This window comes from Stenotrophomonas nematodicola (assembly GCF_009467805.1).
Classification (GTDB): domain Bacteria; phylum Pseudomonadota; class Gammaproteobacteria; order Xanthomonadales; family Xanthomonadaceae; genus Stenotrophomonas; species Stenotrophomonas nematodicola.
The window spans coordinates 159,967-181,091 of sequence record NZ_WIAY01000002.1 but is presented as its reverse complement, the minus strand read 5'-3'; the positions used below and the strand labels follow the sequence as shown (position 1 = coordinate 181,091).

General features: G+C 68.3%; 21 protein-coding genes. 17 read left to right on the top strand and 4 right to left on the bottom strand.

Translation table 11 applies throughout. From position 1 onward, the window contains the following. Positions 1-21: 21 nt before the first annotated feature. The gene (locus tag GDJ08_RS08375; protein ID WP_136003028.1) at positions 22-897 is read right to left on the bottom strand and encodes a LysR family transcriptional regulator; all 876 of its coding nucleotides are present in this window, start codon (positions 895-897) and stop codon (positions 22-24) included. Positions 898-1,093: 196 nt separating this feature from the next. Here GDJ08_RS08375 and blaL2 point away from each other — a divergent pair, with 196 nt between their 5' ends. Continuing rightward, complete coding sequence (gene blaL2 / locus GDJ08_RS08370) at positions 1,094-1,996, top strand: L2 family extended-spectrum class A beta-lactamase (protein ID WP_153164684.1); 903 nt, start codon at positions 1,094-1,096, stop codon at positions 1,994-1,996. 38 nt (positions 1,997-2,034) lie between these two features. Here the strand turns inward: blaL2 and ggpS are convergent, their stop codons facing one another. Both ggpS and GDJ08_RS08360 read right to left on the bottom strand, forming a co-directional pair. Next, a complete protein-coding gene (gene ggpS, locus GDJ08_RS08365; RefSeq protein ID WP_153164861.1) occupies positions 2,035-4,266 on the bottom strand; it encodes a glucosylglycerol-phosphate synthase in 2,232 nt (743 codons plus the stop codon). A gap of 62 nt (positions 4,267-4,328) precedes the next feature. After that, positions 4,329-5,594 (bottom strand): MFS transporter, encoded by a 1,266-nt coding sequence (locus GDJ08_RS08360; protein ID WP_136003030.1) that lies wholly within the window; start codon positions 5,592-5,594, stop codon positions 4,329-4,331. A 124-nt stretch (positions 5,595-5,718) separates the two neighbouring features. Here GDJ08_RS08360 and GDJ08_RS08355 point away from each other — a divergent pair, with 124 nt between their 5' ends. Then, the gene (locus GDJ08_RS08355; protein WP_017354666.1) at positions 5,719-6,345 is read left to right on the top strand and encodes a hypothetical protein; all 627 of its coding nucleotides are present in this window, start codon (positions 5,719-5,721) and stop codon (positions 6,343-6,345) included. Between the two features lie 25 nt (positions 6,346-6,370). Here the strand turns inward: GDJ08_RS08355 and GDJ08_RS08350 are convergent, their stop codons facing one another. Continuing rightward, the gene (locus tag GDJ08_RS08350; RefSeq protein ID WP_423669314.1) at positions 6,371-7,054 is read right to left on the bottom strand and encodes a DUF3011 domain-containing protein; all 684 of its coding nucleotides are present in this window, start codon (positions 7,052-7,054) and stop codon (positions 6,371-6,373) included. Positions 7,055-7,477: 423 nt separating this feature from the next. Between GDJ08_RS08350 and aspS the strand changes: the two genes are divergently transcribed. The 15 genes from aspS (at position 7,478) to pal (ending at position 21,123) form a co-directional block, all read left to right on the top strand. After that, positions 7,478-9,229, top strand: coding sequence for an aspartate--tRNA ligase (gene aspS / locus GDJ08_RS08345; RefSeq protein ID WP_136003032.1), 1,752 nt, complete (start codon positions 7,478-7,480; stop codon positions 9,227-9,229). 288 nt (positions 9,230-9,517) lie between these two features. Further along, entirely contained in the window at positions 9,518-9,862 is a 345-nt protein-coding gene (locus GDJ08_RS20115; protein WP_153164682.1) for a DNA primase, read from the top strand. Between the two features lie 22 nt (positions 9,863-9,884). After that, positions 9,885-10,409, top strand: coding sequence for a GNAT family N-acetyltransferase (locus tag GDJ08_RS08335; protein ID WP_153164681.1), 525 nt, complete (start codon positions 9,885-9,887; stop codon positions 10,407-10,409). Between the two features lie 122 nt (positions 10,410-10,531). Further along, positions 10,532-11,164 carry an esterase/lipase family protein gene (locus tag GDJ08_RS08330; protein ID WP_153164680.1) on the top strand — a complete coding sequence of 211 codons (633 nt, stop codon included), beginning with the start codon at positions 10,532-10,534 and terminating at the stop codon, positions 11,162-11,164. 94 nt (positions 11,165-11,258) lie between these two features. Next, positions 11,259-11,990, top strand: a complete 732-nt coding sequence (locus GDJ08_RS08325) for a YebC/PmpR family DNA-binding transcriptional regulator (RefSeq protein WP_017354672.1) — start codon at positions 11,259-11,261, stop codon at positions 11,988-11,990. A gap of 129 nt (positions 11,991-12,119) precedes the next feature. After that, complete coding sequence (ruvC, locus tag GDJ08_RS08320; RefSeq protein ID WP_017354673.1) at positions 12,120-12,641, top strand: crossover junction endodeoxyribonuclease RuvC; 522 nt, start codon at positions 12,120-12,122, stop codon at positions 12,639-12,641. A gap of 10 nt (positions 12,642-12,651) precedes the next feature. Then, entirely contained in the window at positions 12,652-13,242 is a 591-nt protein-coding gene (ruvA, locus tag GDJ08_RS08315; RefSeq protein WP_017354674.1) for a Holliday junction branch migration protein RuvA, read from the top strand. Positions 13,243-13,294: 52 nt separating this feature from the next. After that, complete coding sequence (locus GDJ08_RS08310; RefSeq protein ID WP_153164679.1) at positions 13,295-15,214, top strand: potassium transporter Kup; 1,920 nt, start codon at positions 13,295-13,297, stop codon at positions 15,212-15,214. A gap of 111 nt (positions 15,215-15,325) precedes the next feature. Continuing rightward, positions 15,326-16,366, top strand: a complete 1,041-nt coding sequence (gene ruvB / locus GDJ08_RS08305; RefSeq protein ID WP_136003035.1) for a Holliday junction branch migration DNA helicase RuvB — start codon at positions 15,326-15,328, stop codon at positions 16,364-16,366. Then, on the top strand, positions 16,356-16,787 hold the full coding sequence (gene ybgC / locus GDJ08_RS08300) for a tol-pal system-associated acyl-CoA thioesterase (RefSeq protein WP_017354677.1): 432 nt from the start codon (positions 16,356-16,358) through the stop codon (positions 16,785-16,787). Before ruvB ends, ybgC begins: the two co-directional genes overlap by 11 nt. A 10-nt stretch (positions 16,788-16,797) precedes the next feature. After that, the gene (tolQ, locus tag GDJ08_RS08295) at positions 16,798-17,577 is read left to right on the top strand and encodes a protein TolQ (RefSeq protein WP_017354678.1); all 780 of its coding nucleotides are present in this window, start codon (positions 16,798-16,800) and stop codon (positions 17,575-17,577) included. 24 nt (positions 17,578-17,601) lie between these two features. Next, positions 17,602-18,030: a protein TolR gene (gene tolR / locus GDJ08_RS08290; RefSeq protein ID WP_153164678.1), complete on the top strand. Its 429-nt coding sequence runs from the start codon at positions 17,602-17,604 to the stop codon at positions 18,028-18,030. Next, a complete protein-coding gene (gene tolA, locus GDJ08_RS08285; protein ID WP_136003036.1) occupies positions 18,020-19,078 on the top strand; it encodes a cell envelope integrity protein TolA in 1,059 nt (352 codons plus the stop codon). The genes tolR and tolA overlap by 11 nt, the downstream gene beginning before the upstream one ends. A 143-nt stretch (positions 19,079-19,221) precedes the next feature. Next, positions 19,222-20,541, top strand: coding sequence for a Tol-Pal system beta propeller repeat protein TolB (gene tolB, locus GDJ08_RS08280; protein WP_017357011.1), 1,320 nt, complete (start codon positions 19,222-19,224; stop codon positions 20,539-20,541). A 63-nt stretch (positions 20,542-20,604) separates the two neighbouring features. Further along, the gene (gene pal, locus GDJ08_RS08275; protein WP_017357010.1) at positions 20,605-21,123 is read left to right on the top strand and encodes a peptidoglycan-associated lipoprotein Pal; all 519 of its coding nucleotides are present in this window, start codon (positions 20,605-20,607) and stop codon (positions 21,121-21,123) included. Positions 21,124-21,125: the final 2 nt, after the last annotated feature.

Genomic DNA, 21,125 nt, shown 5'->3' with positions numbered 1-21,125 from the left:
GCCGACCGCGGTCGGCACCCGTCAGCCCGTGACCTCTCCCTGCGCCTGCAGCCACTGGCGGAACAGCCGCGCCGCGTCGCTCTCGGGGCGTGAACGCAGGCGCGTCAGCCAGTAGCGGCCCAGGTCCAGCACCGGCGCGAACGGCTGGATCAGGCGCCCCTGCGCCAGGTCCTGCCCGAACATCTTCAGCGGCAGCAGGGCCACGCCATTGCCTGCCGCCGCCGCGCTGGCCAGGGTCAGCGACGAATCGAACACCGGTCCACGCGCTTCCAGCTCCGCCACCCCGGCCGCCTGCAGCCAGCGCGGCCATTCGTCGGTGCGGTAGGACCGCAGCAATGCCACGTTCGCCAGGTCGCGCGGCTGGTGCAGCAGGCGGGCCAGGGCGGGCGCGCACAGCGGGGCGAACGGCGCGTCCAGCACCGCATCACTGACCTGCCCCTGCCAGTCGCCCTCGCCGAAGCGGATCGCCAGATCCAGCCCTTCGCCGGCCAGGTCGATGCGGTTGTTGTGGGTCTGCAGACGCAGGTCGATCTGCGGATGGCGGGCATGGAAGTCCGCCAGGCGCGGCAGCAGCCAGCCCGTGGCGAAGGTGCCGACCACGCCCACACGCAGCACCTCGCGGAAGTGCCCGCCCACGAAACGGTCCAGGCTCACCGCGATCCGGTCGAAGGCCTCGTTGAGCACCGGGTACAGCCGCGCGCCTTCGTCGGTGAGCGCCACGCCACGCGGCAGCCGATGGAACAGCGACACCCCGAGCCGATTCTCCAGTGCGCGGATCTGGTGGCTCAGCGCGGCCTGGCTGACACACAGTTCCAAGGCGGCGCGGGTGAAGTTCTGATGCCGGGCGGCGGCCTCGAAAGCGCGCAGCGCATTGAGCGGCAACTGGGGGCGGAGCATGGGCGCGAGCCGTGAGGAAGATCGATGGATCATCGCACCGTTACCCTCGAAAGTGCCGATCGTGCGCCGGCAGATCCTGAAATCCGCCCCGGAAATCCGCCGAGGCATAAGAAAGGCGAATGGCTTCCGCTGAAAATGCTCGCTGGTGCCGCGCCGCCACGGCTTCAATACTCTCCGCCTCACCAGGAGAATCCGCATGCTTGCTCGACGACAGTTCCTGCACTGGACCGGGGTGGCCGCCGCCTCCGCGCTGACCGCCACCGCACTGGCGAAAACGCCGCCGCGCACCACGGCCCCGGCGCTGGCCGCCGCCCCCGACTTCGCCGCGCTGGAAGCGGCCAGCGGTGGCCGGCTCGGGGTCACCCTGCTGGACACCGCGTCCGGCCGGCGCATCGGCCACCGCCAGGACGAGCGCTTCCCGATGTGCAGTACCTTCAAGTTCGTCCTGTGTGCGGCGGTGCTTCGCCAGGTCGATGCCGGCCGGCTCGACCTGGACAAGCGCGTGCCGATGCGCGCGGAGGATCTGATCGACCACGCGCCGGTCACCCGGCGGCACATCGGCAAGGACCTGACCGTGCGCGATCTGTGCCGGGCCACGATGATCACCAGCGACAACCCTGCCGCGAACCTGCTGCTGGGGGTGGTGGGCGGCCCGCCTGCCGTCACGCGCTTCCTGCGTGAGCACGGCGATGCGGTGACCCGCAACGACCGTCTCGAGCCGGAGATGAACCGGTTTGCGCCGGGCGACCCGCGCGATACCACCAGCCCGGCGGCGATGGCCGCCAGCCTGCAGCGCTTCCTGCTCGGCCAGGTGCTGGCGCCCGCGTCGCGCCAGCAGCTGGCCGACTGGCTGATCGACAACGAAACCGGCGACGAGCGCCTGCGCGCGGGGCTGGGCAGCACGTGGCGGGTGGGCGACAAGACCGGCAGCAACGGCAAGGACACCACCAACGACATCGCGATGCTGTGGCCGATGGCCGGTGGCGCCCCGTGGGTGCTCACCAGCTATCTGCAGGGCGCCACGGTGGACGATGCCGGACGCAATGACGTGCTGCGCCAGGTCGCCGTGCTGGCCGAAGGCATGATGCGCGGCGCCTGAGGTCAGCAGCCGGGCGCTTGCCCGGCTGCATCGCCGTATCAGCCGCGCACCGCCTCCAGGAACTCGCGTCCCCAGCGGTCCACGTCGTAGTACTCCACACTGTCGAACAGCTGTCGCATGCGCCCGGTGGCTTCATCATCGGGCATCGACAATGCCTGCAGCAGCCCGGCGGTGAGGTCGGCCGGATCATGCGGGTTGGTCAGCACCGCGCCCTTCAGCTCGGCGGCGGCGCCAGCGAATTCGCTGAGCACCAGCACGCCGCTGCTGCCTTCGATGCCCTGGGTGGCGACGAATTCCTTGGCCACCAGGTTGAGTCCGTCGCGCAGCGGGGTGATCCACATCACCTGCGCGGCGGCGTAGTGCGCCACCACCTCCTCGAACGGCAGTGCCTGGGCGAAGAAGCGCACCGGCGTCCAGTCCAGCCGCGAGAAGCGCCCGTTGATGCGCCCCACTGCCTGCTCGATCTGGTTCTGCAGGGTCCGGTACACCGTCATCTCGCGCGCGGCCGGCACGCAGATCATCAGCAGGGTGACCTTGCCCAAGCGGTCCGGATGCTGCTCGAGCAGCCGCTCGAATGCCTCCAGTTTGGCCAGCGTGCCCTTGGTGTAGTCCAGCCGTTCCACCGACAGCACCAGCTTGCGCGCGCCGATCTCGCGGCGCAGCTTGAAGATGTCGTTGCGCACGTCGCCGCGCGCCAGCACGGCGTGGATGCGGCGCAGATCGGTGCCGACCGGATGCGCGCCCAGCGCGATCTCCCGATCACCCACGCGCAACCGCGTGGTCATGGTGTCCAGGCCCACCGCGCAGCCATAGGTCAGAAAGCGCGGTGCGCAGCTCTCCCACGCCAGCCGCTCGGCCGGCATCGCCCCGCGCACCACGTCCACGAAATTCTCCACCTGGCGCGGAATGTGGAAGCCGATGTAGTCGCAGCTGAGCAGGCTGCCGATGATTTCGCGCCGCCAGGGCACCACGTTGAAGACGTCGGCGGAGGGGAAGTAGGTGTGGTGGAAGAAGGCGATCTTCAGGTCCGGACGCAGCTCGCGCAGCGTGCCCGGCACCATCCACAGGTTGTAGTCGTGGATCCAGACCGTGGCGCCGTGCGCGGCTTCGGCGGCGGTGGATTCGGCGAACTTGCGGTTCACCTGCAGGAATACCTGCCAGTCGTCCTCGCGGAAGCGCGCGCGCTCCCAGAACACGTGCAGCATCGGCCAGAACGCTTCCTTGGAGAAGCGCTTGTAGAAGATGTCCACTTCCTGCTTGCTCAGCGGCACGCGCGCGGCGGTCAGGGTCGGATAGCGTTCGGCATCCACCGCCAGGTGGGTCTGGAACGGACCGCGCTTGGGATCGTCGATTCCCCACGCCACCCACGAACCCTTCTGCCCGCCGTCGAAGAAGCTCAGCAGCGACGGAATGATGCCGTTGGGCGAGCGAGGCGGGCGCTGGACGAGCACGCCGTCCTGCATGACCTCATCGAACGGCAGGCGGTGGTAGACCATCACCAGTTCGGCGCCATCGGCGCGCGCCTGCGCCGGCGGATGCAGGAACGGGTCATCGCTGGCGAGCAGGCCGAAGTGTTCGATCGCCTCCAGGATGCCGCCGCAGCCGGGCGCCTCGGCGTGGAAGGTGTGGCCGAGCGTAGCCGTGGCTGCGGTCAGGGCCGACTCCGAATCGCCGACGCACACGCCGCGGAAACCGGCGGTGTACATGGAAAGATCGTTGAGCGTGTCGCCGGCGACCAGGATGCGCTCGCGCGGCAGTTCGAGCAGGCGCGCCAACGCGGACAGCGTGCGGCCCTTGTCCGTGTCCGGCGGCAGGATGTCCAGATAGCGGTCGGCCGAATAGAGCACATCGCAGCCCAGCGCCTGCGCGGCGGCCTGGATCTGTCCGCGCAGCGGCGCCAGCGTGTCTGGATCGCAGAAGTAGGAGCAGCGGCGCTCCTGCGGTACATCCTGGCGCTGCAGCGCGGCGAACGGGCGCATCGCCGCCGCCACCACCTGCTCGCCGGGCCAGTGCGCGTCGATCATCGATTGCAGGGGCTGCAGCGGCTGCAGCGTATGCCCGTCGACCACGGTCGCGCCGACATCGCAGACCACGACATCCGGGCGCGGGATGGCCGGATCGGAGAGCAGGGGCATCACCGCTTCGAGCCCGCGGCCGGTGATGAAGATCAGGCGGATACCGGGGTGCTGGTCGACCAGCCGGTACAGGCGGTGGCGCGCGGCGGCATCGCCGGCGAGGAAGGTGCCATCCAGATCGGTGGCGAGGATCAGTTGCGCGGCCGGCGTGGCCGGCAGGGTACGGGGTGAGGTGGGGACGGTGGGTGTCGATACAGTCAATGCACTTCCTTTTCGGAGTCGGCGGGGTAAGGGGTGTCCTGGGGGGCCTGCTGGTCGGTTTCGGGCATCAGTTCCAGCGCGCCGGGTGTGGTCCGCAGCATCAGGCGGAAGCCGACCGGATGGGTGCGCAGGCGCTGGAAACGCAGCAGACGGGCGGTGGTGAACAGTGCCAGTGCCAGCAGCACCACCGCGAAATACAGCGGCAGCGCGGCCGGGCCGAAGCGCTGCATGCCGGCACCGGCCAGGGCCGGGCCGAACGCGGCACCCACGCCGTGGACCAGCAGCAGGCTGGAGCAGCCCGCAAGCAGGTGCTCGCGTGGCAGGTAGTCGAGCATGTGCGCCACGGCGGACGGATACAGCGCGAAGGCCAGGCCGCCGTAGAAGAAGAACAGGCCGAACAGCAGGTGGGTCTGGAGCTGGATCATCGGCAGCGACGCCACCAGCGCGATGCCCGCGGCGATCAGGCTCAGCACCACCAGCGCGCTGCGCCGGTCGTGGCCGTTGCTGAGCTGGCCCAGCGGCCACTGCAGCACCGCGCCGCCGATGATCGCCACGAGCATGAACAGAGCCACGCCAGTGTCCTCCAGGCCGACCTCGCCGGCATACACCGGCAACAGCCCCCAGAACGCACCCATCGCCAGACCCGACAGGCCTGCCGCCACGGTCGCCACCGGCGCCATCGCGTACAGACGCCGCAGGCTCAACCGGCTCATCACCGGCACGTCCGGCTGGCGCAGGCGGGTCGCGGTCACCGGCAGCACGGCGGCACAGACCAGGATCGCGGTGAGCATGAACATGGCCGTTGCGCTGGCGTCGCCGAGCATCAGCAGCAGTTGGCCCAGCGCAAGCGCGGACAGATTGACCACCATGTACAGCGAGAATGCGCGGCTGCGCTGGGCCGGATCCGGCTCGGCGTTGAGCCAGCTTTCGATCACGGTGTACAGGCCGACCAGGGCGATGCCGGTGGCGATGCGCAGCACGCCCCAGCCCCAGGGGTTGAGCCACAGGGGATGCAGCAGCACCGCGATTGCGGCGAGCGCGGCGAAGAAGGCGAACGCACGGATATGTCCGATGCGGCCGATCAGCGAGGGGGCGAAGAAGGTGCCGATGAAGAACCCGGCGAAATAGCCGGACATCACCAGACCCAGGGTGCCGGCACCAAAGCCGGCCTGCCCGCCGCGCACCGCCAGCAAGGTACCCAGAAGCCCGCTGCCCGTCAGGAGCAGCGCTACTCCCGTGAGCAGGGCGGTCAGCCGCAACACGCGTGCGACCTTCGTGGGGAAGAAGGCGAACCGGTCACGCCACGACCTTAACACAGCGGGGATGAAGCCCTTCGCGATGCGGGAGGCGTTTGCGCTGCCCGGCCGTGGCCGTTAGGGTGGGTCCATGAACGTACTGAAGCTCGTGCCCCTGGCCGCCGCACTGGGGCTTGCCGCCTGTAGTGGCGAACGCGATCCACTCGCCCACGACATCTCGCTGGCGCCGTCGGACGCCTTCATGGCAGCGGTGGCCGCCCATTGCGGCAAGGCGTTTGAAGGCCGCATCGTGGCCAACGAGCCGCGTACCGATGCACCCGATCCGTTCGAAGGCAAGCGGCTGGTCATGCATGTGCGCGGGTGCGACGACCCGGCCCACGAGCTGCGCATTCCCTTCCATGTCGGCGACGACCATTCGCGGACGTGGGTGCTGACCCGCACCTCCCACGGCCTGCGTCTCAAGCACGATCATCGCCATGCAGACGGCAGCCCCGATGCGATCAGCCTCTACGGCGGCGACAGCAAGCCACCGGGCACCGCGCAGCGTCAGGAATTCCCGGTGGATGCCGACTCGGTGGCGATGTTCCGAAAGGCCGACATGCTGCCCTCCGTGCACAACACCTGGGCGATGGAGGTCGATCCGGACCAGCGCTTCATCTATGAGCTGACCCGGCCCGGCGGCCGCCGCTTCCAGGTCGCCTTCGACCTTGCCAGGCCGGTGGCGCTGCCGCCCCCACCGTGGGGCAGCGCCCCCTGACGCAGGCCGCTGCCCCTGGGGTCGGTCAGCGGACGCCGAAGCGCGCCCGGCACCCGCCGTTCACCCACAGGCTGCCGTTGCTGTAGCCCCAGCTGCGGCCTTCCACACAGGCGGTGCCCGACAATTGCTGGATCAATGCCGGGCGTCCCTGGCGGGCATCCCAGGCGCAGGTCTGCTGGCGGTTGTTGTTGCTGCTGCAGGTCACGCTGTAGTTGCTGTCGCCGCCGCCCCAGCCGCCGCCGCTGTTGCCACGGGCCTCGGCAAACTCCCCCCGGCAGCCGCGGTTGACCCATACGCTGCCGTTGCGCGCGCCCCAGGTCTGGCCCTCCACACAGGCCGAGCCGGAGATCTGCCGGACAAGGGTCGCATTGCGCCAACCGGTGTTGCAGGTGCGCTCGCGGTTGTCCTGGCTTTCGCAGCGGATGGTGCCGCCGCTGCCATTGCCGCCGCCCCAGCCGCCGTTGCCCCGCCCTTCAACGAACTCGGCACGGCAGCCACCGCTGACCCACACCGTGCCGTTGCGCGAGCCCCAGTTGCGGCCTTCCACGCAGGTCGTGCCGGAGATCTGCCGGGACAGGCGCGCGCTGCGCCAGCCGGTATTGCAGACCCGCTCGCGGTTGTCCTGGCTTTCGCAGCGCACGGTCCCGTTGTTGCCGCCGCCACCGTTCCAGCCCCCACCATTGCCGCTGCCGCGCAGCGAGGTGGCGATATCCTGTTTGATCCGCGAGAAACCCCAGCCCGAATTGACCTGGGCCAGGTAGAACCGCAGCTGGTCATCGGGGATGCGCCGGCCATTGGACTGGTCGGCGTACTCCTGGCTGATGACCCGGCTGCGGTCCGAGGAGGACAGCTGCGACAGATTCTCCGGGGCGTAGGCACGTGAACTGATCTGGGCCTGCGCCGCGGGGGCGGCCAGGGCGAGCACGGCGGTCAGGCAGGCGACGGTCAGGCGGCGGTTCATGGCGACATCCCCTTGCGGTCGTTGGTGGGCGGACTATAGGAAGGCCCCCGGTTCACAACGCGTGATGCCGGGCCGGCGAGGCCCGATTTGCCCCGCCGCGCCGACGGCCGCAGAATAACGGGCTTTCCGGCGCAGCTTGGTGCCGGCACTCTCCTGCGGAGCTTTACCCCCATGCGTACCCACTTCTGTGGCCTGGTCGACGAGACCCTGATTGGCCAAACCGTTACCCTTGCCGGCTGGACCGACGTTGCCCGCAATCAGGGCGGCGTGTGCTTCATCGATCTGCGCGATCATGAGGGCATCGTGCAGGTGACGGTGGAAGTCGACAACGCGGCCGTGTTCGCCGTGGCCGCCAGCCTGGGCTATGAGGACGTGCTGCAGGTGGAGGGTGTGGTGCGTGCCCGCCATGCGGTCAACGACAAGCTCCGCACCGGCAACGTGGAGGTGATCGCCACGGCCATCACCATCCTCAACAAGGCCGAGCCGCTGCCGTTCCACGCCCACGAGAACCCGGGCGAGGAAACCCGCCTGAAGTACCGCTACCTGGACCTGCGCCGCCCGGAAATGCAGCGTATGCAGCGCACCCGCATCAAGCTGGTGCAGGCGCTGCGCCGCCACCTGGACGCGACCGGCTTCCAGGACATCGAAACCCCGATCCTGACCAAGGCCACCCCCGAGGGCGCGCGCGACTTCCTGGTGCCGGCGCGCATGCATCCGGGCGAGTTCTACGCGTTGCCGCAGAGCCCGCAGCTGTTCAAGCAGATCCTGATGGTGGCCGGCTTCGACCGCTACTACCAGATCGCCCGCTGCTTCCGCGATGAGGCCCTGCGTGCCGACCGCCAGCTGGAGTTCACCCAGCTGGACATGGAATTCGCCTTCGTGCGCGAGCGCGACGTGCAGGATTTCGTGGAAACCATGATCCGCGCCATCTTCAAGGAAGTGGTCGACGTGGAGCTGGATGCCAGCTTCCCGCGCATGACCTGGGCCGAGGCGATGCGCCGGTATGGCTCGGACAAGCCGGACCTGCGCATCGCGCTGGAGCTGGTGGACGTCGCCGAGCTGGTCAAGACCAGTGAGTTCCCGGTGTTCACCGCCGCGGCCAACGATGCCGACGGCCGTGTCGCCGCGCTGCGCATCCCGGGCGGTGCCAGCCTGTCGCGCAAGCAGATCGACGAGTACGCCGCGCATGCCGCCAAGTACGGCGCCAAGGGCCTGGCCTACATCAAGATCGCCGAGAACGGCGAGGTCAGCTCGCCGATCGCCAAGTTCTTCAGCGAGGAGGCCTTCGCCGCCCTGGTTGCGCACGTCGGGGCCGGCAACGGCGACATCGTGTTCTTCGGTGCAGGTGGCTACAACAAGGTGTCCGACTTCATGGGCGCGCTGCGCCTGAAGGCCGGCAAGGACTTCGATCTGGTCGCGGCCGGTTGGGCGCCGCTGTGGGTCACCGACTTCCCGATGTTCGAATACGACGACGAAGCCCAGCGCTACGTCGCCCTGCATCACCCCTTCACCGCCCCGGCAGTGGACGATATCGCCGACCTGCGTGCCAATGCGAAGACGGCCGTGTCGCGCGGCTACGACATGGTGCTCAACGGCAACGAGATCGGCGGCGGTTCGATCCGTATCCACCGCTCGGACATGCAGAGCGCGGTGTTCGAACTGCTCGGCATCGGTGCCGAAGAGGCCGAGGGCAAGTTCGGCTTCCTGCTCGACGCGCTGCGTTTCGGCGCGCCGCCGCACGGTGGCATCGCCTTCGGCATCGACCGTATCGCTGCCCTCATGGCCGGTACCGAATCGATCCGCGACGTGATTCCGTTCCCCAAGACCACCGGCGCGCAGTGCCTGATGACCGGCGCCCCGTCGCCGATCCCGGACGAGCAGCTGGCCGAAGTGCACGTCCAGGTCCGCCCGGCAAAGCAGTAACCTGCGCCGGGCGCTGCCGCGCCCGGCTGCACCAGATCCATCGTCGTTCCGTAGAGCCGGGCTCTGCCCGGCTGCACCAGATCCATCATCGTTCCGTAGAGCCGGGCTCTGCCCGGCCGCACCAGATCCATCATCGTTCCGTAGAGCCGGGCTCTGCCCGGCTGCACCAGATCCATCATCGTTCCGTAGAGCCGGGCTCTGCCCGGCTGCACCAGATCCATCATCGTTCCGTAGAGCCGGGCTCTGCCCGGCTGCACCACATCCATCATCGTCCAGGAGAGCCAGGCAATGACCGAATTCGCATTTTCGCTGGAGTGGGAAAAACTGGGCAATGAGGGCGCCGACGCCGCCCTGGTCACCGAACGCGCCCGCGTCTTCGGCGGCTGGCTGGTGCGCGTGGGGACCAATCCCGCCGCGATGGCCCTGACCTTCGTCGCCGACGGTGAAGGCCGTTGGGATGGCGAGGACTTCGGCGTGGAGGACTACGAAGAAGACGAAGACGACGAAGAAGAATTCGAGGACGAGGAAGAGGAAGAGGGCGACGAGGACGAGGAGTACGAAGACGAAGAGGAAGAGGAAGAGGACGACGCGGAAGGTGACGACGCCGACGCCACCGGCGGAGCGCGGGCGTAACGCCTGCCTCCCGGCACCCGTCATGTACGCCATCCGACGCGCCACCGAGGCCGACGCCGACATCCTGTCGGCGCTGGCCACGCGCACCTTCGTTGAAACCTTCGGCCCCCTGTACCCGGCCGAGGATCTGCAGGCCTTCCTCGATGAGGCCTATCCGGCTGCACGCCAGCGCGTGATCCTGGCCCACCCGGACTACGCGGTGTGGCTGCTGGAGCGCGACGGCGTCGCGGTGGGGCATGCCGCCGCCGGCCCGTGCGGGTTGCCGCACCCGGAGGTCGCGCCGGGCGACGGCGAGCTCAAGCGGCTGTACCTGATCAAGGACGAGCAGAGCTGCGGCTGGGGCAGCCGGCTGCTGGAAACGGCGCTGGACTGGCTCGAACGCGACGGACCGCGCACGCTGTGGCTGGGGGTCTGGTCGGAGAACTTCGGCGCCCAGCGCTTCTACGCCCGCTATGGCTTCAGCAAGGTGGGCACCTACGAATTCCCGGTTGGCACGGTGCGTGATCTGGAGTTCATCCTGCGGCGTCCGCCGACGCCGGCGCGCTGATCCCTCCCCATTCCCTGCTGACGCCCCGGCTGCACCGGCTTCACCCGCCGTTGCGGCCGCCCTTCGTCTAATGGGGGCGTTTCCTCCCGCAGGTTCCAAGGCCGCATGGCCAGGCTGAGTGCATGACTCCCCCCGTTTTACTGCTGCACGGCATCTGGAACGCCCGCGCCTGGGTTGGCCCCTTGGCCTGGCGCCTGCGCGCCCGGGGGTTCACCGTGGACACCTTCGGCTACGCCAGCGTGTTCGGCGGCCCGGATGTGGCCGTGCCGCAACTGCTGGAGCGGCTCCGCGACAGTGGTCCGGTGTCCCTGGTCGGGCACAGCCTGGGTGGGCTGGTCGCGCTGGAGGCGCTGCGCTGGCAACCCGATCTGCCGGTTTCGCGGGTGGTCTGCCTGGGCTCGCCGCTGCGCGGCAGCGGTACCGCCCGGTCGCTGGCCGATCACGGCTGGTCGCTGGCGCTGGGGCGCAGCAGCGACCTGCTGCTGGACGGCCTGCCGGCCTGGGAGGGCAGGGCGCAGGTCGGCCTGATCGCCGGCTCGGTCCCGCACGGCCTGGGCAGCCTGCTCGGCGCGATGGGCGAGGCCTCCGACGGCACCGTGGCACTGGATGAGACCCAGTTGCCCGGCCTGACCGACCATTGCGTGGTGCCGGCCAGCCACAGCGGGCTGGTGTTCTCCCCGGACGCCGCGCGCCAGACCGCCGCGTTCCTGCGCGATGGCCGCTTCCGCCACGACCACGCCGCCCACGCGGCCTGAGTCCCGGCGGGCCCCCGGGGGGCGACTAACACGGTCGCGCCGGGCGATCAGGTAGAATCCGCGCCCTGTTCCTCACGCAAGCACGGAAATACTCATGGGTAGAGGCCCCTCCATCGAGAACCGCAAAAACGCGTCCGACGCGAAGCGCGGCAAGATTTTCACCAAGATCATCCGTGAGATCGGCGTTGCCGCGCGCGGCGGTGGAGGCGACCCCAACAACAACCCGCGGCTGCGCGTGGCGATGGACAAGGGCCTGGCCTCGAACATGTCCAAGGACGTGATCGAACGCGCCATCAAGAAGGCCACCGGTGAACTGGAAGGCGTGGAGTACGAGGAGATCCGCTACGAGGGCTATGCCCCCGGTGGCGTGGCCGTGATCGTGGACTGCCTGACCGACAACCGCGTGCGTACCGTGGCCGATGTCCGCCATGCGTTCAGCAAGTGTGGCGGCAACATGGGCACCGAAGGCTCGGTGTCCTTCATGTTCAAGCGCGTGGGCGTGCTCCACTTCGCTGCCGGCGCCAATGAAGAGGCCGTCACCGAGGCGGCCATCGAGGCCGGCGCGGACGACATCGTGGTCTATCCCGAAGATGGTGCGATCGACGTGCTCACCGCCGCCGACAGCTACCACGCGGTCAAGGACGCAATGACGGCGGCCGGGCACACCCCGGACCATGCCGAGCTCACCTTCCGCGCCGACAACGACATCAAGGTCGAGGGCGACACCGCCCTGCAGGTCAAGAAGCTGCTGGACATGCTCGAAGACCTGGACGACGTGCAGGACGTGTTCTCCAACGCCGATCTCGGCGCGGACGCCTACGCCTGACCGTGCGCCTCACCGGTCGCTTTGCGCGACCGGTGAGCGGACAATGCGGACCATGATGACTCCTGCCGTTCCCTGTTATCGCCGCCGCAGCCGTCCGTTCCGGGCCGCAGGCGGCCGTGTGCGTGTCGCATGACCCGCATTCTCGGCATCGACCCCGGTTCGCAGCGCACCGGGGTGGGCATCATTGATGTGGACGCCACCGGCAAGGTCGTGCATGTGCACCACCTGCCGCTGGTGCTGCTGGGCGCCGACGACTTCCCGCAGCGGATGAAGCTGCTGGTGGTCGGGCTGACCGCCCTGGTGGAGGAATACCGCCCGGACGAGGTCGCCATCGAGAAGGTGTTCATGGCCCGCAACCCGGACTCGGCGCTGAAGCTCGGCCAGGCACGCGGCGCGGCGATCTCGGCCGTGGTCATGCGCGACCTGCCGGTCAGCGAATACGCCGCCACCGAGATCAAGCTGGCCGTGGTCGGCCGCGGTGGCGCGGAAAAGCAACAGGTCCAACACATGGTCGGGCTTATGCTCAACCTGAAAACCAAGCTGCAGGCCGACGCCGCCGATGCGTTGGCGGTGGCCATCACCCATGCCCATGTACGGGCGACGGCGCAGCGGCTGGGCGTCAATGCACGCATGGCCTGGAGCCGGAAATGAGGAACACTGCATGATTGGTCGTCTGCGCGGGATCGTGGCCTACAAGGCGCCGCCGTGGCTGCTGGTGGATGTCAACGGCGTCGGCTATGAGCTGGAAGCCCCGATGAGCACCTTCTACGACCTGCCCGAGCTGGGCCGCGAGGTCACCCTGTTCACCCATTACGCGCAGAAGGAAGACAGCGTTTCGCTGTACGGATTCCTGCGCGAGGGCGAGCGCCGCCTGTTCCGCGACGTGCAGAAGGTCAGCGGCATCGGCGCCAGGATCGCGCTGGCGGTCCTTTCCGGCGTCAGCGTGGACGAGTTCGCACGCATGGTGCAGGCCGGTGACATCACCGCGCTGACCCGCATCCCGGGCATCGGCAAGAAGACCGCCGAGCGCATGGTGCTCGAGCTGCGCGACCGCGCCGCCACCTTCGGCGGGGGCGGGGCGCCGATCGCCGGGGCCGCACCGGCCACCGATCCGGTCTCCGAAGCCACCGTGGCCCTGCAGCAACTGGGGTACAAACCCACCGAGGCGGCGCGCATGGCGCGCGACGCCAATGCCGACGGCGATGACGTCGCCACGGTCATCCGCAAGGCCCTGCAGGCCGCGCTGCGCTGAGCAGCCGCCTGCTTCCCCGATCCTGAACGCCTGACGTCCGCACCGGAGCCCCATGTCCACGACCACCCCCCAGCACAGCAACGGCCAGGCCCCGCAGGGCCACGCGCCGGCGGCCGGCGGCCTGGCCCTGATGATCGGCGCCATCGGCGTGGTGTTCGGCGACATCGGCACCAGCCCGCTGTACACGCTGAAAGAAGCGTTCTCGCCGCACTACGGGCTCAACAGCGACCATGACACCGTGCTGGGTGTGCTGTCGCTGGCGTTCTGGGCGCTCAATATCGTGGTCACGCTCAAGTACGTGACCATCATCATGCGGGCCGACAACGACGGCGAGGGCGGCATCATGGCCCTGATGGCGTTGACCCAGCGCACCCTGCGCCACGGTTCACGCTCGGCCTACGTGGTGGGCATCCTCGGCATCTTCGGCGCTTCGCTGTTCTTCGGCGATGGCGTGATCACCCCGGCCATTTCCGTGCTCGGTGCGGTCGAAGGCCTGGAGGTGGCCGCGCCCGGCCTGCATGCCTTCATCGTCCCGATCACCGTGGTGGTGCTGCTTGCCGTGTTCGGGGTGCAGCGTTTCGGTACCGCGCGGATCGGCAAACTGTTCGGGCCGATCACCTCGATCTGGTTCATCTCGCTGGCCGCGATCGGCATCTGGAACATCATCGATTCCCCGGAAGTGCTCAAGGCCTTCAACCCGATGTGGGCGCTGCGCTTCTTCATGGAGCACGGCTGGCATGGGGTGTTCATCCTCGGCGCGGTGGTGCTGGCGGTGACCGGTGGCGAGGCGCTGTACGCCGACATGGGGCACTTCGGCGCCAAGCCGATCCGCCATGCGTGGTACTTCTTCGTGCTGCCGTGCCTGGTGCTGAACTACCTGGGACAGGGCGCGCTGGTGCTCAACAACCCCGAAGCGGTGAAAAACCCCTTCTTCGAGGCCGTGCCGGAGTGGGCGCTGTACCCGATGATCATCCTGGCCACGATGGCGGCGGTGATCGCCTCGCAGTCGGTGATCACCGGTGCGTTCTCGGTCTCGCGCCAGGCCATGCAGCTGGGGTACATCCCGCGCATGCGCATTACCCATACCTCGCACGACACCATCGGCCAGATCTACATCCCGGGCATCAACTGGGGCATCGCGGTGATGGTGATCGGCCTGGTGCTGGCGTTCCGCAGCTCCTCCAACCTGGCCGTGGCCTACGGCATCTCGGTGTCGGCCACGATGCTCATCGATACGCTGCTGCTGGCGCTGGTCGCCCGCGCGCTGTGGCCGACCTCGCGCTACTGGATCATCCCGCTGTGCGCGGTGTTCTTCGTCATCGACCTCGGCTTTGTGATCGCCAACGGCGCCAAGCTGCTGCAGGGCGCCTGGTTCCCGGTGGTGCTCGGCATCGTGCTGTTCACGATGATGCGCACCTGGCGGCGTGGCCGCGAGCTGCTGCGCGATGAGATCCGCAAGGACGGCATCCGCATCGACACCTTCCTGCCCGGGCTGATGCTGGCCCCGCCGGTACGCGTGCCGGGCACGGCCGTGTTCCTGACCGCCGACCCGTCGGTGGCGCCGCATGCGCTGATGCACAACCTCAAGCACAACAAGGTGCTGCACGAGCGCAACGTGTTCCTGCACGTGGTCACCCTGCCGGTGCCGTACGCGCCGGAAGGCCAGCGTCTGAAGATCGAGTCGGTGGGTGACGAGTTCTACCGCATCTACGTGCGCTTCGGTTTCATGGAGACCCCGGACGTGCCGCTGGCGCTGATGCGCTCGTGCGACCACGGCGGGATCTACTTCGATCCGATGGACACCACCTTCTTTGCCAGCCGCGAAACCATCGTGGCCACGGCCAACCGCGGCATGCCGATCTGGCGCGACAAGCTGTTCGCGCTGATGCATCGCAACGCCGCGCCCGCGACCGGGTTCTTCCGGATTCCGGGCAACCGGCTGGTCGAACTGGGCGCCCAGGTGGAGATCTGACGCGGCAGCGCGCAACCCGCTGCCCCGGGGAGTGCCGGCCCGGTCAGGAGCCGGCCCGCGGCCGGCATTGCCCGGGCGCGGATCGCGCTCCTTTTGCCGCATAATTGCACCATGACTGACGACCGCATCATCGGTGCCGGTGCCACCCGCGAGGATGACACCACCGACGCCAGCATCCGCCCCAAGCGCATGGCCGACTACCTCGGCCAGGCGCCTGTGCGCGAGCAGCTGTCGATCTACATCGACGCGGCCAAGGGGCGTGGCGATGCGCTCGACCACGTGCTGATCTTCGGCCCGCCCGGGCTGGGCAAGACCACCCTGAGCCACGTGATCGCCAACGAACTGGGCGTGGCGCTGCGGGTGACGTCGGGGCCGGTGATCGAAAAGGCCGGTGATCTGGCGGCGCTGCTGACCAACCTGCAGCCGCACGATGTGCTGTTCATCGACGAGATCCACCGCCTGTCGCCCGTGGTCGAGGAAGTGCTGTACCCGGCGATGGAGGATTTCCAGATCGACATCATGATCGGTGAAGGCCCTGCGGCCCGCTCGATCAAGATCGACCTGCCACCGTTCACCCTGATCGGGGCCACCACGCGGGCCGGCCTGCTGACCGCGCCGCTGCGCGACCGCTTCGGCATCGTCCACCGGCTGGAGTTCTACACGCCTGAGGAACTGACCCGGATCGTGCGCCGCTCGGCCGCCATCCTCAACATCGACTGCACCGCCGAAGGCGCAGCCGAGATCGCGCGGCGTTCGCGCGGCACCCCGCGCATCGCCAACCGGCTGTTGCGGCGGGTGCGCGACTACGCCCAGGTCAAGGCCGCCGGCCATATCGACCAGGCCGTGGCCCAGGCCGCCATGCAGATGCTGAAAGTGGACCCGGAAGGGTTCGACGACCTCGACCGGCGCCTGCTCAGGACGATGGTCGACTACTTCGACGGTGGTCCGGTGGGCATCGAGTCGCTGGCAGCGGCCCTGTCCGAAGAGCGTGGCACCCTGGAAGACGTGGTCGAGCCCTACCTGATCCAGCAGGGCTTCCTGATCCGTACCGCGCGCGGCCGCATGTGCACGCACAAGGCTTACCGGCACATGGGCCTGAAGCCGAAGAACCCCCCCGCCGACCTGTTCGCGGAGGTGCCTGATGTCGGTTAGCCCCGGGTTCAGTTGGCCGACACGCATTTACTGGGAAGATACCGATGCTGGCGGTGTGGTCTACCACGCCCGCTATGTCGCCTTCATGGAGAGGGCGCGCACTGAATGGATGCGGGCACTGGGCTTTGGGCAGGAGCGTACGCGCACCGACCACGGCCTGGTGTTCGCGGTCCGCTCGATGAGCATGGATTTCCTGAGGCCGGCGCGACTGGACGATGCGCTGGCCGTGACCGCCACGCTGGTGCAGTGCAAGCGCGCCAGCCTGGTGTTCCACCAGGCGGTGTGTCGCGGCGATGAAACGCTGCTGACCGCGCAGGTGAAGATCGCGGCACTGGACGCCACCACATTCAAACCGCGCGGCATGGACGATGCATTCCATGCGGTGCTGAAACACCACGAATTTCCAGAATCCGCACACTGAGGAACAACGGATGATCGCAATGCTCCTGGCCCTGCAGGCCACGGTGGTCGAGGCGCTGCCGCAGGAAGTCACCAGCGCCGCGTCGCAGACCGTCGCGCAAGCCGCGCATGGCGGTGGCATCAATTACCTGGACCTGATGGTCAAGGCCAGCATCCCGGTGAAGATCATCGTGCTGCTGCTGCTGGCCGGCTCGTTCATCAGCTGGGTGATCATCTTCCGCAAGGCGCGCGTGTTCAACGCCGCCAACCGCGAAGCCGATGAGTTCGAAAGCCGTTTCTGGTCCGGTGCTGACCTGGGCAAGCTGTACAGCGCTGCCACCGACCGCAACCGCAAGGTGGGGGGTCTGGAGGCCATCTTCGAAGCCGGCTTCCGCGAGTTCACCCGCCTGCGCGACAAGCGCCGGCTGGACGGCCGCGCCCAGCTCGAAGGCGCCCAGCGCGCCATGCGGACCACCTACACCCGTGAAGTGGACCAGATGGAGCGCAGCCTGGAGCTGCTCGCCAACATCGGGTCCACCGCCCCGTACGTGGGCCTGGTCGGTACGGTGTTCGGCATCATGGTGACCATGCACGACATGATCAACAGTGGCGAGCAGGCCGGTATCGCCTCGGTCGCGCCGGGCATCTCCGAAGCCCTGTTCGCCACGGCCATCGGCCTGTTCGTGGCGATCCCGGCAGTGTGGGCCTACAACCGCTTCACCACCCGCGTGGAGCGCCTGTCGGTCCGCTTCGAAACCTTCGCAGAAGAGTTCAGCTCGATCCTGCAGCGCCAGACCGCGGGCGACGAGTAAGCGCCCAGCACCAAGGACCCTGCCATGACCGCTGCCATTGGCCGCCGCAAGCGCCGAAAGCTCAAATCCGAAATCAACGTCGTGCCCTACATCGACGTGATGCTGGTGCTGCTCATCATCTTCATGGTCACCGCGCCGCTGCTCACCCTGAGCTTCGATGTGGACCTGCCCAACTCCCAGGCCAAGGCCCTGGAGAGCAAGCAGGACCCGGTCGTGGTCTCGGTGCGCCTGGACGGCCAGCTCACGCTGAAGCTGCCTGACGCCAAGGAGCCGGCCGTGATGGAGGCGGCCGAACTGCAGGCGCGCCTCGGCGCCCTGTCGGCGCAGGACAAAAACCTGCGCGTGATCGTCGCCGCCGACCGCGCCGTGGCCTATGAAAAGGTCGTTGCGGCGATGGACGTGATCAGGCGCGCCAATGTCGAAAAGGTGGGTCTGGCGACCGATGCACGCTGAAGCCCTGCCACCGCAGCGCCAGCCCGAGGAAAAGTGGGGTCTGCCGATCGCGCTGGCGTTGGCCGTGCACCTGCTGCTGGCGCTGGTGTTCATCGCCGCCTGGCTGTGGTCGCCCCAGCGCAGCACCGAGGCTGCCGCCGGCGACCCGGCGATCGAGGCCAGCCTGCAGTTGTCGGCCGCCGAGGCCTCCGCTGCACGGCAGGCGCTGCGCGCCTCCGAATCGCTGCCTGCGCTGCCCGAGCCGGTTGCCCAGCCCGAGCCCATTCCCGAAGACACCGTGCCGCCGCCGCAGCCGCTGCCCGAGCCGCGTCCGCAGGACGCGCCGACCCCGCAGCAGCAACAGGCCCAGGAGCGCGTGGCCCAGCCGGACAAGATCGACCAGGAAGCGGTCAACGCCCTGGCGGTGTCGGCCGAGAAGGCCAGGCAGGAGCAGGAGGCCAAGCGCCGCCAGGAACAGATCGACCTGACCGAGCGCAAGCGGCAGGAGCAGGCCGAGCAGAAGCTGCGGCTGGCAAAGCAGCAGGAAGAGGCCGACCGGAAGAAGAAGCTGGCCGAGCAGGAGCAGAAGGCCAATGACGCCAAGGCCGACGCCGAGCGCGACAGGAAGCTGGCCGAGATCCGCGCCAAGCGTGCGCAGGCCGAGAAGGAAGCCAAGCTGGCCGAGCAGAAGCTGCGCCAGGTCACCGCCGCGCGCGCGGCCAGCGCGGCCGCCTCGACCGCCGGCGCTACCGGGGCTGCCCAGCCGGCAGCCGGTGCGGGTGGTACCAGTGACGACCTGCGGGCCAAATACGCCGCCGCCATCCAGGCCAAGGTCACCGAGACCTGGATCCGTCCGCCGAGCGTGTCGCCGGGGCAGGGCTGCCGTATCGCGATCGTGCAGTTGCCGGGTGGCCGGGTGATGTCGGCGACCGTGGTGCCGCCATGCCCGTACGATGACGGCGCCAAACGCTCGCTGGAGGCGGCCGTGCTGAACGCCCAGCCGTTGCCCTACCGCGGCTTCGAAACCGTTTTCGCGCGCGAACTCACCCTGAACTTCCGGCCGGAATGAGTGCCTGGGGCGCCCGTATCGTTAACGCGATGTGAGAGCGCCCCGGTTCGACACTCGGATTTCACGTGTGGTTGGTTCATGATTGCGAAACCGTTCAACCCGGTTCTGTTATCCCTCGTTGTGGTTTCCCGACTGAGCATTCCATGAAGATGATGTCTCGTTTACTGGTCGCGTGCGCGGCCCTGTTGCTCCCGTTTGCTGCCCTGGCGCAGCAGAAGGGCCTTGAAATCGACATCATCGGCGGCCGTGTCTCGGCCACGCCGATCACGGTGGTGCCGATGCCCTACCAGGGCTCCGCCGCCGCACCGGCCACCGATGTCGCTGCCGTGGTCCGCGCCGACCTGGACCGTTCCGGCCAGTTCAGCACCCTGCCTGACGCGCAGATCGTCGAGAAGCCGACCCGCGGCAGCGAGATCCAGTTCCCCACCTGGCGCGCGCTGAAGCAGAACTACATCGTGGTCGGCCGCGTCATGGACGCCGGCGCCGGCGCCTACCGCGTCGAGTACGAGCTGTATGACGTGCCCAAGGGCGAGCGCCTGCTCGGCCTGGCGATGACCGCCCGCGGCACCGCCATGCGCGATGTCGCCCACCAGATGGCCGATGCCATCTACGAGAAGATCACCGGTGTCCGCGGCGCCTTCTGGACCCGCATCGCCTATGTCACCGCCAGCGGCAAGGGCGATGCCATGCGTTACGCCCTGATGGTGGCCGACTCGGACGGCTTCAACCCGCAGACCATCGTGCGTTCGGCCGAGCCGCTGCTCTCGCCGACCTGGAGCCCGGACGGCAGCCGGCTGGCCTATGTCAGCTTCGAGCGCGGCAATTCGGCCATCTACATCCAGAACATCGCCACCGGCGCCCGTGAACTGGTCACCAGCTTCCGCGGCATCAACAGCGCCCCCTCGTTCTCCCCGGACGGGCGTCGCCTGGCCCTGTCGCTGTCGCGCAGCGGCAACCCGGAAATCTACGTGATGGACCTGGGCAGCAAGCAGCTGACCCAGTTGACCAACCACTTCGCCATCGACACCGAGCCGACCTGGAGCCCGGATGGCAGCAGCGTCTACTTCACCTCCGACCGTGGCGGCCGCCCGCAGATCTACCAGGTCCCGGCCAGCGGCGGCAGCGCCTCGCGCGTGACCTTCCAGGGCAACTACAACGCCACCCCGAGCCTGTCCTACGACGGCAAGAAGCTGGTGGTGGCCCAGGGCAGCGGCAATACCTACAAGATCGCGCTGATGGACAGCAGCCTGGGCTCGGCGCGCTGGAGCACGCTGTCGCCGGGGTCGCTGGACGAATCGCCGAGCTTTGCGCCCAACGCAAGCATGGTGTTGTATGCCGCCCGTGAGGGTGGCCGAGGTGTGTTGTATGCCGTGTCGGCCGATGCGCGCGTGCGCCAGCGGCTGGTTCTGGCCGACGGTGACGTCCGCGAGCCGTCGTGGTCGCCATACCGTACAAAGCGCTAACAGAGTGTTAAGATTCGCCGTATTCATCCCTCATCCGGCTTTAGGAGCCTCAAAGGTATCGCCATGAACAAGTCCACCCGTGTTCTGCTTGTCTCCCTGTTGTCCGTGGCCGTCCTGGCCGGTTGCTCCAAGAAGGTGAAGGAAGCGCCGGAAGCTCCGGTCGATACCGGCACCTCGACCACCCAGCCGACCGGTCCGTCGACCTCGGGCCTGTACGGTCCGGGCGATCTGGATACCGATTCCTGCCTGCGCCAGCGCGTGGTGTACTTCGATCTGGACCAGGACAGCCTGAAGCCGGAGTTCCAGGCCATCATGGCCTGCCACGCCAAGTACCTGCGTGACCGTCCGTCCTCGCGCATCACCCTGCAGGGCCACGCCGACGAGCGCGGTTCGCGTGCCTACAACCAGGCCCTGGGCGAGCGTCGTGGCAATGGCGTCTCCTCGGCGCTGCAGGCCAACGGTGGCTCGGCGTCGCAGCTGACCGTCGTGTCCTACGGTGAAGAGCGTCCGGTCTGCACCGAGACCAACGAGTCCTGCTGGTCGCAGAACCGTCGCGTCGAAATCGTCTACACCGCTCAGTAATA

What these genes read in the sequence shown, in the direction of transcription:
- ruvA (WP_017354674.1), top strand. Translation starts at nt 12,652, where the DNA reads ATGATTGGTCGTCTGCGCGGGATCGTGGCCTACAAGGCGCCGCCGTGG.
- GDJ08_RS08335 (WP_153164681.1), top strand. Translation starts at nt 9,885, where the DNA reads ATGTACGCCATCCGACGCGCCACCGAGGCCGACGCCGACATCCTGTCG.
- GDJ08_RS20115 (WP_153164682.1), top strand. Translation starts at nt 9,518, where the DNA reads ATGACCGAATTCGCATTTTCGCTGGAGTGGGAAAAACTGGGCAATGAG.
- GDJ08_RS08325 (WP_017354672.1), top strand. Translation starts at nt 11,259, where the DNA reads ATGGGTAGAGGCCCCTCCATCGAGAACCGCAAAAACGCGTCCGACGCG.
- tolR (WP_153164678.1), top strand. Translation starts at nt 17,602, where the DNA reads ATGACCGCTGCCATTGGCCGCCGCAAGCGCCGAAAGCTCAAATCCGAA.
- tolQ (WP_017354678.1), top strand. Translation starts at nt 16,798, where the DNA reads ATGATCGCAATGCTCCTGGCCCTGCAGGCCACGGTGGTCGAGGCGCTG.
- pal (WP_017357010.1), top strand. Translation starts at nt 20,605, where the DNA reads ATGAACAAGTCCACCCGTGTTCTGCTTGTCTCCCTGTTGTCCGTGGCC.
- GDJ08_RS08310 (WP_153164679.1), top strand. Translation starts at nt 13,295, where the DNA reads ATGTCCACGACCACCCCCCAGCACAGCAACGGCCAGGCCCCGCAGGGC.
- GDJ08_RS08375 (WP_136003028.1), bottom strand. Translation starts at nt 897, where the DNA reads ATGCTCCGCCCCCAGTTGCCGCTCAATGCGCTGCGCGCTTTCGAGGCC.
- ybgC (WP_017354677.1), top strand. Translation starts at nt 16,356, where the DNA reads ATGTCGGTTAGCCCCGGGTTCAGTTGGCCGACACGCATTTACTGGGAA.
- blaL2 (WP_153164684.1), top strand. Translation starts at nt 1,094, where the DNA reads ATGCTTGCTCGACGACAGTTCCTGCACTGGACCGGGGTGGCCGCCGCC.
- tolA (WP_136003036.1), top strand. Translation starts at nt 18,020, where the DNA reads ATGCACGCTGAAGCCCTGCCACCGCAGCGCCAGCCCGAGGAAAAGTGG.
- GDJ08_RS08330 (WP_153164680.1), top strand. Translation starts at nt 10,532, where the DNA reads ATGACTCCCCCCGTTTTACTGCTGCACGGCATCTGGAACGCCCGCGCC.
- ruvC (WP_017354673.1), top strand. Translation starts at nt 12,120, where the DNA reads ATGACCCGCATTCTCGGCATCGACCCCGGTTCGCAGCGCACCGGGGTG.
- GDJ08_RS08355 (WP_017354666.1), top strand. Translation starts at nt 5,719, where the DNA reads ATGAACGTACTGAAGCTCGTGCCCCTGGCCGCCGCACTGGGGCTTGCC.
- tolB (WP_017357011.1), top strand. Translation starts at nt 19,222, where the DNA reads ATGAAGATGATGTCTCGTTTACTGGTCGCGTGCGCGGCCCTGTTGCTC.
- aspS (WP_136003032.1), top strand. Translation starts at nt 7,478, where the DNA reads ATGCGTACCCACTTCTGTGGCCTGGTCGACGAGACCCTGATTGGCCAA.
- ruvB (WP_136003035.1), top strand. Translation starts at nt 15,326, where the DNA reads ATGACTGACGACCGCATCATCGGTGCCGGTGCCACCCGCGAGGATGAC.